The organism is Streptomyces pathocidini (assembly GCF_001418495.1).
Lineage (GTDB): Bacteria > Actinomycetota > Actinomycetes > Streptomycetales > Streptomycetaceae > Streptomyces > Streptomyces pathocidini.
In genome coordinates, this window is record NZ_LIQY01000299.1 from 1 (window position 1) to 14,399 (window position 14,399).

At 73.3% G+C, this 14,399-nt stretch carries 8 protein-coding genes and 3 pseudogenes; 2 read left to right on the top strand and 9 right to left on the bottom strand.

Annotated features, from left to right (window positions below):
- Positions 1 to 373: DeoR family transcriptional regulator (locus AOK16_RS15465; RefSeq protein ID WP_157859225.1), on the bottom strand; the 373-nt coding region annotated here is incomplete at its 3' end.
- 139 nt (positions 374 to 512) lie between these two features.
- The gene (locus AOK16_RS15470) at positions 513 to 5,111 is read right to left on the bottom strand and encodes a cation-translocating P-type ATPase (RefSeq protein WP_240483582.1); all 4,599 of its coding nucleotides are present in this window, start codon (positions 5,109 to 5,111) and stop codon (positions 513 to 515) included.
- A gap of 204 nt (positions 5,112 to 5,315) precedes the next feature.
- Here AOK16_RS15470 and AOK16_RS15475 point away from each other — a divergent pair, with 204 nt between their 5' ends.
- Positions 5,316 to 5,822: a hypothetical protein gene (locus AOK16_RS15475; protein ID WP_055472828.1), complete on the top strand. Its 507-nt coding sequence runs from the start codon at positions 5,316 to 5,318 to the stop codon at positions 5,820 to 5,822.
- Positions 5,823 to 5,993: 171 nt separating this feature from the next.
- Here the strand turns inward: AOK16_RS15475 and kdpB are convergent, their stop codons facing one another.
- On the bottom strand, positions 5,994 to 8,177 hold the full coding sequence (gene kdpB, locus AOK16_RS15480; protein ID WP_079101419.1) for a potassium-transporting ATPase subunit KdpB: 2,184 nt from the start codon (positions 8,175 to 8,177) through the stop codon (positions 5,994 to 5,996).
- Between the two features lie 605 nt (positions 8,178 to 8,782).
- On the opposite strand from kdpB, the pseudogene AOK16_RS15485 reads away from it, so the two are divergent.
- Positions 8,783 to 9,226: pseudogene (locus AOK16_RS15485) on the top strand (SDR family NAD(P)-dependent oxidoreductase); the annotation flags it as partial.
- Positions 9,227 to 9,477: 251 nt separating this feature from the next.
- On the opposite strand, the gene AOK16_RS15490 reads toward AOK16_RS15485, so the two are convergent.
- The 6 genes and pseudogenes from AOK16_RS15490 to AOK16_RS28370 all read right to left on the bottom strand — a co-directional run.
- Positions 9,478 to 11,595 carry an MMPL family transporter gene (locus tag AOK16_RS15490; protein ID WP_055472829.1) on the bottom strand — a complete coding sequence of 706 codons (2,118 nt, stop codon included), beginning with the start codon at positions 11,593 to 11,595 and terminating at the stop codon, positions 9,478 to 9,480.
- Between the two features lie 240 nt (positions 11,596 to 11,835).
- Positions 11,836 to 12,504, bottom strand: a complete 669-nt coding sequence (locus AOK16_RS15495; RefSeq protein ID WP_055472830.1) for a PadR family transcriptional regulator — start codon at positions 12,502 to 12,504, stop codon at positions 11,836 to 11,838.
- Between the two features lie 182 nt (positions 12,505 to 12,686).
- On the bottom strand, positions 12,687 to 13,508 hold the full coding sequence (locus tag AOK16_RS15500; protein ID WP_055472831.1) for a maleylpyruvate isomerase family mycothiol-dependent enzyme: 822 nt from the start codon (positions 13,506 to 13,508) through the stop codon (positions 12,687 to 12,689).
- Positions 13,505 to 13,965: response regulator transcription factor (locus tag AOK16_RS15505; protein WP_240483583.1), on the bottom strand; the 461-nt coding region annotated here is incomplete at its 5' end. The genes AOK16_RS15505 and AOK16_RS15500, both read right to left, overlap by 4 nt.
- A gap of 2 nt (positions 13,966 to 13,967) precedes the next feature.
- Positions 13,968 to 14,094, bottom strand: a pseudogene (locus AOK16_RS28365) (response regulator transcription factor); the annotation flags it as partial.
- A gap of 130 nt (positions 14,095 to 14,224) precedes the next feature.
- Positions 14,225 to 14,399: pseudogene (locus AOK16_RS28370) on the bottom strand (VOC family protein); the annotation flags it as partial.

Consider the following 14,399-nt stretch of genomic DNA (forward strand, 5'->3'; position numbering starts at 1 on the left):
CCATGGGCCGTTCCGCGCCCGCGACCTGCGGCGCGATGTGCAGCGCGGTCCGCACCCCGGCCTGCTCCAGGACGGTGCGCGCCCCGTGCAGCGTCTCGTACAGGTACGAGTGGCGCTCCGGTACGACGAGGGCGACCGCGCCGCCCTCCGCGGACGGGTCCTCGGGGGCGGCCGCCTTCTGCACCGGCAGTACGGACCGGGCCACGCCGTGCCCGCGCCGCAACTTCCCCGCCCGCGCGAGCTCTTCGACGTCCCGGCGGATCGTCACCACCGAGACCTCCAGCTCGGCGGCCAGATCGGTCACCCTGACCGCGCCGCGCGACTGCACGGCCGCCAGGATCCGCTGCCGCCTGAGATCGACCGGTTGCCGCATGCGGTTGCCCCCTCGCTCGAACCCCTCCGAATGCGCCCACCCGATGCACGCCCACCCGATGTTCGTTTGAGCGCTTCGACGAGTGCTTCGGGCGCAGCATAACCAGCGGGAGCCGCCTACGGGTCGGCCGTGTGCGAGCTCACTCCCACGGCTCCCCGCCGGCCGGCTCCGGCTCGCCCATCACATGGATCGAGCGGAGGAACCGCTCCAGGGGCTCCAGCAGCGCCTCCAGCGCCTTCGCCGAACCGGCCGTGTCCCGGGGCTCCTCGCTCGCCGAGGAGCTCAACCACTCCGTGTCCACGAGGTGTCGGGCCAGCGGCGGCAGCGCCGTGTGGAGGAGGGAGGCCGCCGTGATGGAGGCCAGCGTGATGCCCCACGCGACCGGCCCCAGCGGCGTACAGCCGAAGAACTGGCTGACGCCCGGCGTCTGGATGATGCCGACCAGCACCGCCGCCGAACCCAGCGCTGCCGCCAGGACGTTGCGGTCCACGCCGCCGCTGGTGAGCGTCTGCGCGAGCTGGGTGCCCACCACCGAGGCCAGGCCGACCGTGCTCGCCCGCCGCCGGGTGCCCGAGACGCGGGCGATGCTCCAGGCCAGGCCCGCGCCCAGCGCCGTCGTGATGCCCCGCAGTGCCATCTCCTGGGTGAGCGCGGTGCCCAGGGACTGGTGCGGGCCCTCCTGGAGCAGCTGCTCGCCGGTGTCCTCGCTGGGGCGGCGTACGGCGATGGCGAGCGCGGGCGCGAGGTCGGTCAGCAGGTTGACCAGCATGATCTGACGGGCACTCAGCGGTGCGGTGCCGGTGAGCGCGGAGGCCAGCACGCTGAAGGCGACCTCGCCGAGGTTGCCGCCGATGAGGATGGCGAGCGCCGTCCTGACCGAGGTCCACATGGCGCGGCCCTCGGTCAGCGCGGCGACGATCGTCTCCAGCCGGTCGTCGCTGATCACCAGGTCCGCCGCCGCGGTCGCGGCCGGGGTGCCGCGCCGGCCCAGCGCGATGCCGACGTCCGCGAGCCGGATCGCCGGGGCGTCGTTGGCGCCGTCGCCGGTCATCGCCACGACCTTGCCCAGGCGCTGGTACGCCTGCACGATGCGGACCTTGTGGTGCGGGCCGCACCGGGCGATGACGTCCACCGTCGGCAGCAGGGCGTCCAGTTGGTCGTCGTCCATCTCGTCCAGATCGGGGCCCGTGCAGACCGTGCGCTCCTCGGTGTCCATCACATGCGCGGCGATGGCGTCCGCGGTGGCCGGGTGGTCCCCGGTCAGCATCACCGTCTGCACCCCGGCCTGGCGCAGCTGGGCGGTGGCGGGCGCGGCCGAGGTGCGCACCGGGTCGGCCAGGATGACGAAGCCGAGGAAGACCAGCTCGTCCACGGCCTCGTCGGACAGTTCCTCGCTCGCCCGCAGCGTCCGCTCGGCCACGGCCAGCACCCGACCGCCCGCGCCCGCCAACTCCTCGGTCACCGCGGTCAGTTCCTTGCGGGCGGCCTCGTCCAGCCGGGTCTGCCGACCGCCCGAGCGCCGGAACCGGCAGCGCTCCAGTACGTTCTCGGGCGCGCCCTTGACGCTCAGCAGCAGGCCGCGCGGGGTGCGCCCGGCGGTCGCGTGGTAGGCGCGGGACGGGTCGAAGGGCAGAGTGTCGGTGCGCCGCCAGCGGGGCGCGCCGCGGCCGACGGTCACCCGCGCCCTGCGGGCGCCCGCCACCACCGCGCGGTCGGTCTGGTGGGCCATCGGCTCGGACTGCCGGGCGGGCGGGGTGGCGCGCAGCGCGGCGGCCAGCACCTCCTTGTGCGGTGCGGGAAGCCGCTCGACGGGCAGCGGGCGCTCGCCGTCGCTGACCGCGGAGAGCTGGAGGTTGCCCTCGGTGAGGGTGCCGGTCTTGTCGAAGCACAGCACGTCGGCCCGGCCGAGCGCCTCGATCGTCCGCGGGTTGCGCACCAGCGCCCCGTGGTCCGCCAGCCGTCGGGCGGCGGCCAGTTGGGCCGCGTTGACCAGGAACGGCAGCCCCTCGGGGACGGACGCGACGGCCAGGTTCACCGCCGAGGCCAGGCTGTCGGCCAGCCGCTGCCCGTGCAGCAGCCCGGCGCCGGCCACCGCGGCGGCGGAGGAGATCGCGACGGGCAGGCTGGCCTTGGTCAGCGAGGTCAGCCGCGCCTCCACCCCGGTCGCCGGCGCGGCCTGCCGGGCGGTGGCGATGGAGCGGCCGACCTCGGTCGCGGCGCCCGTCGCCACGACGGCGGCGGTGGCCTCCCCGGCGGAGACGATCGTGCCCTCGTAGAGCATCGAGGTGCGCTCGGTGATCTGGGAGGCGACCGCGGGCGCCGGGTCCTTGGCGACGGGCAGGGACTCGCCGGTCAGCGAGGACTCGTCCACCTCCAGGCCCTCGGCCGTCAGCAGCCGGCAGTCGGCCGGCACCACGTCTTCCGGGCGCAGCACGATCACGTCGCCCGGCACCAGGTCCTCGGCCGTCACCAGCCGCTCGGCGCCCGCCCGCCGCACCCGCGCGCCGATCGCGGAGCGGGCCGTCAGCTCGGCCAGCGCCCGCTCGGTCCGCACCCGCTGGACGCCGCCGACCAGCGCCGAGGTCGCGGTGATCGCGGCGACCAGCGCCGCGTCCGTACGCGATCCCACCGCGGCGGACAGCGCGGCGCCGGCCGCGAGGACCGGGGTCAGCGGGTTGGCCAACTCGTCGATGAACGCCGAGGGGAGACTCGTACGCAGCGGCTCGCTCGCCGTCGGGGAGCTCTTGGCGCGTGCGGCGGCCTCCTCGGCCGACAGGCCGTGCTCGGTCGTGCCCAGCCGGTCCAGCACGAGCGCCGCGGGCATCAGATGCCAGGGGACGGTCGAGACGGCAGGGGTGACCGGTTTGGACAGCAGCTGCCGGGCGCGCCAGACGCCGAGGCAGAAGGCCACCGCGCCCGCGGTGTTGCCCGCGGCCTGGCCGCGCGCGCACGCCTGCGCGGGCGGCGCCTGCAGGGCCGCGACCGCGCCGACCCCGCTGCCGCCCGCGGCCAGCACGGCGCTGTCCCGGTCCACCTGCCGGGCCGTGCCGATGCCGGCCAGGATCAGCGCGGCCGACTCCAGGTCCGTACCGATGAGGAGATGGGCGCCCCAGGCCGGCGGGTCCTCCTCGCGGTAGACGCCCAGGCCGCAGTCGGAGGCGCCCAGCGCCCGCCGGTTCGCCGACACCAGGGCCACCACCGCGCCGTCCGCCTGCAGCCCGCGCACCGACGCCACCAGCCGCCCGCCCGCGGGCACCGTCGCGTCCACGAACCCCAGCGCCGGGTCGGACCGGTCGCTGGCGAGCACCACGCGGATGCCGCCGCGCCGGGCCGCGGCCGCGAGCGCCTGTGCGCCGGGCAGCGTCTGCGCCGCCACCCCGGCCACCGCCCGCAGCCGGCCCCGCTCGGCCAGCCCGAGCGCGTACTCGCTGCCCTGCCGCCGCAGCCGCTCCGCGGCCTGCCGCCCGGTGTGCCCGGTCAGTTCGAGCTCCTCCAGCGGGCCGAGCACCCAGCCGTCATCGCGGTGCGCGTGCCGGGGCGCCGCCGGGTCGAACAGGGCGAAGAGCCGGTCGGAGATCCGCTCGGGGTCCGCGCCGCCCAGCAGCGCCAGGTCGGTCAGCTCGTGCCGGCCGCTGCGCAGCGCCTCCTCGTCCAGGACGACCGTGTCGACCTGCCCGAGCCGGCGCAGGGCGCTGCGGTCCATGGCCACCACGCCGCGCAGCGCCAGGAACCGGCCGAGGCTGGTCGCGAACCCTTCCCGCCCGGCCGTCGGCGCCTTCGGCACGGAGGACAGCGCGACTGCCAGGGCGCGGCGCGGGCCGGCGTACGGGAGGGCCGCGGCGCCGACCAGCACGCCCAGGCCCATGGCCCGCTCCGCGTAGCGGTCGGTGACGTCCTGGTGTGCGGGGCCCGGCCGTTCCACCACGATCGGCTCGGCGCTCGCGTGCTCGGGGCCGCGCACCAGCCGTTCCTCCGCCTCGGCCCAGGCCTGGCGGTCCGCGTTCGCCTCCTGCCACTGTGCCAGGCGCTGCACCACGTCCAGGACGAGCCCCTCGCCGCGGGTGGCCACGCCCTGCGCGAGCGCGGAGAGCGCGGGCAGCAGCGACTCGGCCCGGTCGCGGCCGGTCAGCCCGCGCGAGGTCCACTTCCGCAGCCGCGGGTGATGCTGTACGGCGGTGGCGAGCGCGCCGACCTCGGCGGGCAGCGGGGTCCACGGCGAGATGCGGGTGACGGCGGTCAGCAGCAGCCCGGTGGCGTCGGCGGCCAGCACCGGCAGGGACGGACGGTGGCGCGTGCCCTCGGAGGGGTGGTGCGGCTCGGGGTGCCACTCGTCGAATACCTCCTCCGCCGTCGACGCGACGGCGCGGCCCTCGGCGCGGGCGATGAGCCGGACCAGTTCCTGGTGGGGCGCCGGCGGGGAGGCCAGCCCGATGACCACCCGCTCCGACGGGGCGTTGACCCGCGCCCACTCCACGCCGGGGTGCGACTCCAGCGCGTGCTCCACGAAGCGGGCCACCCACATCCCGCGCGGCCCGTGCACGCCGCGCACCTCGATGTGGCAACGGCCCTCGCGCGCCCACACGTCGCGCCGGTCGTGGCCGGTCAGTACGGCCGCCGCGTCCGCGACCCCGCGTACGCCGGCGGCGACCCCGCCCGCGACCCCGCCGGCCACCGTTCCCAGCAGCGGGATCCCCAGCAGCGGGATCCCTGGCAGGCGCACCCCAGTAAGCGACGGCATCGGCGCCCAACCTCCCCGCTTGGAACCCTTGTCGACCCGGCGTCGACCCGAGCCCGACCATCGTCACCTGGCGCTCGTGGCCGCGCGCGCTGAGTGACCCCGTACGGTTTTCCGGCTCGCACACCCCTGCGACCTGCGAGTAGGCTTTCTTCCTGTAGCGGGGCACATGCCAACAATTCCGATCCAAGTGCGGATGTGAGAATCGTGACCACGCCCACCGCATCGTCGAAACGGACGCGCACGGGAACCGCCAAGGCGTCCGCGGCCACCACCAAGGCGTCGCGCACGACCGCCAAGGCGAAGAAGAAGTCGTCAGGGCCGGCCGGGCGGCCGACCTCCGTGTCGCAGAAGAGCCGCAAGAGCGCGGCGGCCCAGAAGGCCGGCGCGGGCGCCAAGGGCACGGAGGGCGCGAAGACCGCGAGGACCGCCAAGGAGAACAAGGCGAAGAGCGCGCACAACGGCAAGCACACGATCACCGTCACCGTTCCCGACGTCAAGGGAGTCGCGAACGAGGCCGTCAACGCGGCCATGGTGCCGGTGGCCGTCGCCCGCGAAGTGCTGCCCGCCAAGGGCGGGTTGCCGCTCTACCTCGGGCTCGGCGCGATGGGCGTCATCGGCGTCCTCGAATGGCCCGTCGCCGTGGGCATCGGCGTCGGCTACGCCGTCCTGCGCAGCAAGGACGGTCCGCTGAGCCCCGCCTCCAAGAACTGATCCGCGCGTCGTGGCGCGGGATGCGCCAGGGCGACGGCCTGACCTGTCGGTGGCCAGGCCGCCGCCCTGGCGCATCGAACGGGTGGGCGCGGACGGGGCGTTCAGCCCGGTGCGGACCTGTGGATCCCGGCGTGGACTGTGGACCCCGGAGTAGCTCGTGGCCCCCGGAGTTCACCCCAGTCCGGGGATGAATCGGATGACGAGCAGGTCGATCAGCTTGATGCCGACGAAGGGCAGGACCAGCCCACCGATGCCGTAGATCCCCAGGTTGCGGCGGAGCAGGGCATGGGCCGAGGACGGGCTGTAGCGGACGCCGCGCAGCGCCAGGGGGATCAGCGCGACGATGATCAGCGCGTTGAAGATGACCGCCGAGGTGATCGCGGACTCGGGCGAGGCCAGCCCCATCACGTTCAACGCGTCCAGGCCCGGATAGGCGGAGGCGAACATCGCGGGAATGATCGCGAAGTACTTCGCCACGTCGTTGGTGATCGAGAAGGTGGTCAACGCGCCTCGGGTGATGAGGAGTTGCTTGCCGATCCGAACGATCTCGATGAGCTTGGCCGGGTCGGAGTCCAGATCCACCATGTTCCCGGCCTCCTTGGCAGCCGAGGTGCCGCTGTTCATCGCCACCCCGACGTCCGCCTGCGCGAGCGCGGGCGCGTCGTTGGTGCCGTCGCCCGTCATGGCGACGAGCTTGTCGCCCGCCTGCTCGCGCCTGATCAGCGCCATCTTGTCCTCGGGCGTTGCCTCCGCGAGGTAGTCGTCGAGCCCGGCCTCCTCGGCGATCGCGCGGGCGGTGCGCGGGTTGTCGCCGGTGACCATCACTGTACGGATGCCCATGCGGCGCAGCTCCTCGAACCGCTCACGGATGCCGTTCTTGACGACGTCCTTGAGGTGGACGACGCCGAGGACCCGCGGCCCGTCCTGGTCGTGCACGGCCACCAGCAGCGGAGTGCCGCCGGAGGCGGCGATGCTGTCGGCGAACCAGCCGGCCTCGGCCGGCGCTCCGCCGCCGCGTTCGCGGACCCAGCCCAGCACCGCGCTCGCCGCGCCCTTGCGGATCAGGCAGCCGGTGCGGTCGCTCCACACGATGTCGACCCCGCTCATCCGCGTCCGCGCGCTGAACGGCACGAACTGCGAGTAGCCCAACTCGCCCTCGGCGGGCGCCCGTAGGCCGAACCGCTCCTTGGCCAGCACCACGATCGAGCGCCCCTCGGGCGTCTCGTCGGCCAGCGAGGCCAGTTGGGCGGCGTCGGCCAGCTGGATCTCCGGAATGCCGGGCAGCGGTACGAAACCGGCGGCCCGCCGGTTGCCCAGGGTGATGGTGCCCGTCTTGTCCAGCAGCAGGGTGTTCACATCGCCCGCCGCCTCGACCGCCCTGCCGGACATGGCCAGGACGTTGCGCCGCACCAGCCGGTCCATGCCCGCGATGCCGATCGCCGAGAGCAGCGCGCCGATCGTGGTCGGGATGAGCGCGACCAGCAGCGCGACGAGCACGGTCGTGGACTGCGCTGCGCCCGCGTACACGGCCATCGGCTGGAGCGTGACGACGAACAGCACGAAGACGATCGTCAGCGCGCAGAGCAGGATGTGCAGCGCGATCTCGTTCGGGGTCTTCTGCCGGGTGGCCCCCTCGACGAGGGCGATCATCCGGTCCATGAAGCTGTGCCCTGGCTTGGCGGTGACCCGCACGACGATCCGGTCCGACAGCACGGTCGTACCGCCGGTGACCCCGGAGCGGTCGCCGCCCGACTCCCGTACGACGGGGGCGGATTCGCCGGTGATCGCCGACTCGTCCACGGCCGCGACCCCGTCCACGACCTCCCCGTCGGCGGGGATCGGCTCACCGGCCGCGACCACCACGCAGTCGAACAGCGCCAGTTCGGAGGTGGCGACCCGCTCGGTCTTCGCCGTCTCCAGATCCGTGCCGACCTGCCAGTGGCGCAGCCGCCGGGCCACCGTGTCCGTACGGGCCCTGCGCAGCGTCGCGGCCTGCGCCTTGCCGCGGCCCTCGGCGACGGCCTCGGCGAGGTTGGCGAAGACCACCGTCAGCCACAGCCAGCAGCTGATCACCCAGGTGAAGACGCTCGGGTTGAGCACCGCGGAGAGCGTGGTCAGCGCGGAACCCGCCTCGACGACGAAGAGCACCGGATTCTTCACCATCACCCGCGGGTGCAACTTCCGCAGCGCCTCGGGAAAGGCCTTCAGAAGCTGTACGGGATCGAGGAAGCCGCCCGGTTCCCGGCCACGCGCCCTGGGCGGGCCGCCGGGTGCGGCACGGTCCCCGGCCGGGGCGGCCGGGGCCTGGTCGGTGAGGGGCTGCGGGATGGCCTGGTCGGAGGCCGGCGGGAGCATCTTGGGACCTTCTCGGCGGAGGACTACGCAAAGGAACGTAGGCCCCCGGCGGCGCAACAAGAAGCGAAAACGACGTTTGTTGCCACCATCCTGACGACCACTCGGTCCTGAACGTGAGAAGGGACGCCCTCCGCCTCGCAGCCCTGGCAGGGCCTCGACGCGTGTCGTGTTGTTGCGGGGTGGCTGTCAGGGGGGCGTCAGGGAAAGGGTGTGCCGCTTGTGCCGGGCATGGGCATCCCGTTGGCTGGGAGACGTGAACAGCCGTCTGCGCCATGACGACCGGCCACCGAGTACGGTGCCGCCGGTTCCGCGCCCTGTTCATCCGCCGGCGCGGTGACGCGTTCGACCGTTGACGCGTGACGTGTTCACCCGTTAGCGCGTGACGCGTTCAACTGTCGGCGTGTGGCGCGGTTCAACCGTTGGCGCGGTAACGCGCTGTTCTTCCGCGGCCGCCTGACGGTGGTCGCCGCTTCTGTGCGGCTGTCCTTCTGACGAGTCGTACGTATCCCACTCCTCTGCATGTCCCGAGAACGCCGCTCCCCGCTTGCGAGGGAGGGGGCTCGGTCGTGCCCGTTTCCAGGACCTGAACCGTGTCTTCTTCCTCCCTGTCCGGCTCGCTGTCCGGACGGACCGTGCTGGTCACCGGCGCTACCAGCGGCATCGGTCTGGAGACCGCGCGCCTGCTGGCCGAGCGCGGCGCCACCGTCCTCGTACACGGCCGTACGGCCGAGGAGGCGCGGGCGGCGACCGACCGCCTCGTCGCCACCGCCGGGATCGAGACTGCTCAATTGCGGCCGCTGTGTGCCGACTTCGCACACCTCGACGAGGTCAAGCAGCTCGCGAACCAGATCGTGCGCGAACACCCGCACCTGGACGTGCTGGTGAACAACGCCGGCATGGCCGCCCCCGAGCGCCACACCCTCACCGCCGACGGCAACGAGATCGCCTTCCAGGTCAACTTCCTGGCCCACTACCTCCTCACCTGCCTGCTGGAGCCCGCGCTCACCAGCGAGCCGGGCGGCCGGGTCGTCAACGTCTCCTCCTCGCTCTTGGCGGGGTTCGGGGAATCCTTCGCGGATTTTTTACGGGCGGTGGGCGGTGGGTCGGTGAGCGATGCGGGGTAGTGAGCGGTGCGGGGTAGCGGATCGGACCGGCGGGCAGGTCGACTGCCGGTCCGATCCGACCGGCAGGTCGACCGCGCGCACGCCGAAGCCCCGGCTCTCGTACTCGAGGCAGTACGAGACGAGGGCCGGGGCTTCGGGAGCGGCCGCTTCGTGGGCGGCCGCTCCGTGGACGGGGATCAGACGCCGGCGTGCTCCGGCTCGTCGCGCCGCGGGGCGCGCTCCTGCGCAGCGCGGGCGGTGAGCCGCCGGTACAGGCCGCCCGGCCACCACATCGCCCTGCCGAGGTCCAGCGCCAGGGCCGGGACCAGGACCGTGCGGACGAGGAAGGTGTCCAGCAGGACGCCGATCCCGACGAGGATGCCCAGCTCGGCCATGGTGACCAGCGGCAGCGTCACGAAGATCGCGAAGGTCGCGGCCAGCACGACGCCCGCGCTGGTGATCACCCCGCCGGTGCTGGTGAGTCCGGCCAGGACCCCGCGGGCGTGGCCCTGGAGGGCGACCTCCTCGCGGACCCGGGTCATCAGGAAGATGTTGTAGTCGATGCCCAGGGCCACCAGGAAGACGAAGCCCAGCAGCGGCAGCGAGGGGTCCATCCCGCCCCAGCCGAAGACGTGCTCGAACAGCAGGTGGCTCGCGCCGAGCGCACCGAAGTACGACAGCACGACGGTGGCCAGCAGCACCAGCGGCGCCACCAGCGAGCGCAGCAGCGCGATCAGCACGAACAGCACCACCAGCAGGACGACCGGGATGACCAGCAGGCTGTCCCGCTCCGCGCCCGCCCGGGTGTCCATGGCGGTGGCGGTCGGCCCGCCGACGACGGCGTCTGCGCCGCCGACCTCGTGCACGTTCTCCCGCAGCCGCTCGATGGTGGCCTCGGCGGCGGCGCTGTCGGGGTCGTCGGCCAGCACCACGGGGATGTGGGCGAGTTCGCGGTCGGGCGTGTACTCGGTCGGCCGGACCCCCGAGACGCCCTCGGTCCGCTCGACGGCCGCCACGACCTGCCGCTCGGCCGACGCCTTGGCGATCACGTCGGTCGGGGCCGAGGCGCCGCCGGGGTAGTGGGCGGCGACGAGCCGCTGGCCGGAGACGGAGTCGGGCGTCGTGGTGAACATCTCGGCGTTGGTCAGGCCGAGGCTGATGCCCGTGGCCCCCAGCGCCAGTACGCCGGTCACCGCGGCGGTCATCAGCCAGGACCAGCGGGGGCGGTGCGCCACGGCGGAGCCGACGCGCGCCCAGACGCTGTGCTCGGCCCGGGAGGTCTGGCCGTGGCGGGGGATCAGCGGCCAGAAGACCCAGCGCCCGGCGAGTACGAGCAGCGCGGGCAGCGCCGTGATCATCGCGACGAAGCCGCACAGCACCCCGGCCGCGCCCACCCAGCCGAGGCTGCGCGAGGCGTTGATGTCGGCGAGCAGCAGGCAGGCCAGACCGATCGCGATCGTCGCGGCGGAGGCGAGAATGGCCGGCCCGGAGCGCCGCAGCGCGAACTGCATGGCTTCGTGGCGATCTTGATGCCGTGTCAGCTCTTCGCGGTAGCGGGCGATGAGCAGCAGTGCGTAGTCGGTGCCGACGCCGAAGACGAGGACCATCAGGATGCCGCCGCTCTGTCCGTTGACCGGCAGGTCGAAGCCCTTGACGCACAGGTAGATGACGGCCTGGGAGAGGACGGCGGCGAAGCCGACGCCGATCAGCGGGAAGATCCACAGCACCGGGCTGCGGTAGATGAGCAGCAGCAGGACGGTGACCACGATGGCCGAGCCCATGAGGAGCGTGCCGTCGAGGTCGTCGAAGACCGAGACGGAGTCGGCGAGGGAGCCTGCGGGCCCGGTGACCTTGATCTCGGTGCCCGGCGGGGCGTTGGCGGCGGCGATCTCGCGGACCTTCTCGACGTCGCCGATGATGTCGTCGCTGTCGACCATGGGGACGGTCAGCAGCAGCGCCTCCCCGTCCTCGGACGCGGTCGCGGGCGGCACCTGCCCCTTGTCGGCGAAGTCAGCGAGGGCCTTGCGGTCCGCCTCGGCCTTCGCCTTGTCGCCGCCGGTGATGCCGCCCTGATGGGCGTAGATGACGACCGCGGGCAGGATCTCGTCGGTGCGGAACCTCTCCAACTGGTCGTTGACCTGGGCCGCCTCGGCGCCCTTGGGGAGGAAGAGGTTGGCGCCGTTCTCCTCGACGTCGCCGACCTTGCCGGCCAGCGGGCCGAGCGCGAACAACAGGATCAACCAGGCGCCCAGGACGAGCCATTTCGTCCTCCTGCCGCCGGGGGCTGTCGCCAGCCGCTTGATCGTTGGGACCACGGGATACTCTCCTTGCAGGGGAAGTGCGGTGTGTTTCCGTACGCGCACGACCGCCCGCTCGCGGCCTCGGTTTCCAGGCCCAGCCGCGATCGGTGACGGGGTGCGCGGGTCTTTCTCGGTGCGGACGCCCTCGGGTTTCCGCGCGGACGCCCTCGGGCTTCCGCCGGTGCCGCGCCGGGGCGCGGTGCTTCCCTGTGGCCGGACCGGTCGAGTTGCCGCTCGATCGGCCCGGTCCTCGGGTCATTCGTCGGTTCCGGCCTCCGGCTGCTGGGTGTTCTGCCGGTGCTGCAGGGCCAGCCACTCCTCGGGCATACGGCCCGTGGCGTGCAGGGAGCGCCACGCGGCGACCCCTGCGAGCGTGCCCGCCTCCAGCTCGGTGAGCAGGGAGCGGATCCAGTCCGCCTCGGCCCGCAGGAGCGCGAGGGCGTACTCGGACTCGATGTGGAACAGCCGGGGAATGTTCTTGCCCCCCTGCTCCAACGCGCCCGCCCGGCCCGCCACTTGTTGGTCCAGCGTCCGCAGCCGTCCCCGCAGCAGCTCGATCACCTCGTCCGGCGGGAGCACCGGCAGGAGCGAGAGCGCCGCCTCGAAGCGCGGGAACTCCTTCTCCGGCCGGCTGATCAGATCCCGCATCCAGTCCTCCAGCTCCTCGTGGCCGGAGTCGGTGATGCGGTACACGGTGCGCTCGGGCCGACGGCCCTCGCGGTGCGTGGAGACGGCCTCGACGAACCCGTGCTTCTCCAGGTTGCCGACGACGGTGTAGAGCGAGCTGTAGTTGATCTTGATGCTGTCTTCCTTGTGGCGCATCCGCAGCGCCGTACCCATCTCGTACGGGTGCATCGGACGCTCCACGAGCAGGGCCAGCACCGGCAGGGCCATCACGTTGCCGACTTTGCGCCGCTTCGCCATGGTTCCCGCCTCCTTGCCTAGCTCCAATTAGTTGCCGACAACTATACGGAACCTGCCACGCCCCACCCCCGTGCATCCAGCCCGCGGAGCGGATATCGGGGGCATCTCGGGGTCGTCCCGGAGGGGCCCCGAAGCCCTCGCCGGACCTGGTGGCCGGGCCTTTGGATGCGCCTCGGGGTCCCCTACTCCAGCCAGAAGCCGGTCCGCCGGAGCCAGAGGCCGAGGAGACGCATATCACCCATGATGACGACATTTCCGGCACGGGTAGGGCGGCGGTAGAGGAGGAACAAGAGGTCGGTGAGAGGGGCCTGGACGGTGACGGCGGTCTCGCCGGGAGATTGGTGCCGGGTGGGCCCGCCGGGGGAGTGGTGCCAGGTGGGCTCGCCGCCGGCGAGGTCGACCAGCCAGTCCGCGGCAGTCTCCGGGGCGGTGTCGGTGGCGTGGAAGCGGAGCGTCCGGCCGGGCCCGAGGAGGGCGGGGGCGCCGGGCCGGGCCTCGTAGACCTCCGGAACCGTGCCGAAGCCCATCCACTCGTCGACGGCGTCGAGGGCGACCTCCTCGGCGAGGACGTACTCCGCGCCGACCGCGAGGGCCGCGTCGGCCCGGTGCACGGCCGTCTCGTGCGCCATCCGGCGCGCCCAGAACGCCGCGGTCCCGCCCGGGCCCGGGGTCCACACCTGCGCGTCGGGCCCGGCGGCGCGCAGCGTCTCCGCGAGCCGAGTGGCGCCCTCGGCGAGCCAGTCGCCGAGGGCGGCGAGGTCCCCGTCGTGGTGGCGAGGCGGGTTGTTGAGCCGCTCGTCGGAGACGGGCTCCACCGCCCGCGTCCGTACGGCCTCCTCGGCCCAGCGGTGCGTCTCGCCGAGGTGCCGCAGCAGCCGCTCCAGACTCCAGCCGGGACAGGACGGCACGGGCGCCGCCGGGTGTGCACCCGTGAGATGGGAAATCAACAGGCCGGTCTGCGCGACGACTTCGGCGGTGCGGCGCTCGTAGCTCAGGACGGTCATGGCGCCACGGTACGCCGCGGCCCCTGGACCCCCCATCCCTCCGGGACGATCCCCGCCTCGTACGCCAGGACGGCCGCCTGGGCGCGGTTCTTCACGTCCAGGCGGCTGAGCACCGCGCTCACATAGGCCTTGACCGTTCCCTCCACCAGATACAGCCGCTCGCCGATCTCCGCGTTGGACAGCCCCGCGCCGAGCAGCGCCAGCGCCTCCTGTTCGCGCGGGCTGAGCACCGCGATGCGCTCCTGAACCGCCGACCGGCGGCTCATCCGCCCGCCGCTCACCTGCTGGATGACCCGGTGGGCGATCCGCGGCGAGGGGAAGGCGCCACCGCCGTGCACGGCCCGGACGGCCGCCATCAACTCGTACGGATCACCGGACTTGAGCAGGAAACCGCTCGCCCCGCTGTCCAGCGCACTGGTGATGTACTCGTCCTCGGAGAAGGTCGTCAGCATCACCANNCGAGTTCGAGCGCCTCGCGCCCGTCGCCCGCCTCGGCGACCACCTCGATGTCCGGAGCCGCGTCCAGAATGGCCCGCACCCCCGCCCTCATCATGGCCTCGTCGTCCGCGAGGAGGACTTTGATCACGCCTCTGACGGTACCGCCCGAGGGGTACGGCGTACCGCCCGAGGGTTGCAGGGCGTACCGTCCGAGGCTGCAGGGGGTCGAGGCCGGAGTCCGACCGGCTGCCGAAGACCAGGACGGCACCGCCCGGGGGCTACAGGGTGTCGAAGTCCGGGATGGTGATCGACCCGTCCTCGGCGAGGGGGAAGCCCGGGTTGTGCGCGATCTCCCACGGATGGCCGTCGGGGTCCGTGAAAGCGCCCGCGTAGCCGCCGTAGGACGTCTCGGCGGCAGGCTTGGTGACCGTGGCGCCCGCGTGCTGCGCCGCG

What these genes read in the sequence shown, in the direction of transcription:
- AOK16_RS15495 (WP_055472830.1), bottom strand. Translation starts at nt 12,504, where the DNA reads ATGGCGAAGCGGCGCAAAGTCGGCAACGTGATGGCCCTGCCGGTGCTG.
- AOK16_RS15500 (WP_055472831.1), bottom strand. Translation starts at nt 13,508, where the DNA reads ATGACCGTCCTGAGCTACGAGCGCCGCACCGCCGAAGTCGTCGCGCAG.
- kdpB (WP_079101419.1), bottom strand. Translation starts at nt 8,177, where the DNA reads ATGCTCCCGCCGGCCTCCGACCAGGCCATCCCGCAGCCCCTCACCGAC.
- AOK16_RS15470 (WP_240483582.1), bottom strand. Translation starts at nt 5,111, where the DNA reads ATGCCGTCGCTTACTGGGGTGCGCCTGCCAGGGATCCCGCTGCTGGGG.